The sequence below is a fragment of the Rhizobium sp. SVR5-2C genome, assembly GCF_056755115.1.
On record NZ_JBNDHT010000627.1, the window covers coordinates 1 to 233 of the forward strand.

1 protein-coding gene is annotated in these 233 nt (G+C 63.1%); it reads left to right on the forward strand.

Features of this window, described 5'->3' with window-relative positions:
• Window positions 1–233, forward strand: a 233-nt coding sequence (locus tag ACPYOI_RS37160) for a hypothetical protein (protein ID WP_481424318.1), incomplete at both ends; no start/stop codon positions are given.

The following is a 233-nucleotide window of genomic DNA, read 5'->3' on the forward strand; positions in this document are numbered from 1 at the left end:
GATGAAGGCGGAAACCTACGACCCCCATGCGATCCCCGAGGTCGCCGTCAACGAGTCCGCACGGTGCTGCACAGGTCCGGGCGGGCTGCGGCCCATCTTCGAAGTCTACCGCCAGGCGTTCAAGAACCAGGCGTTCACCAAGGCTAAGGCGGCCGACAAGCTCAAGATGTCGCTCCTCGTAATCGGTGCAGAGCACCTTACGGGCGACTTCGGTCAGAAGCAGGCACGGCTGT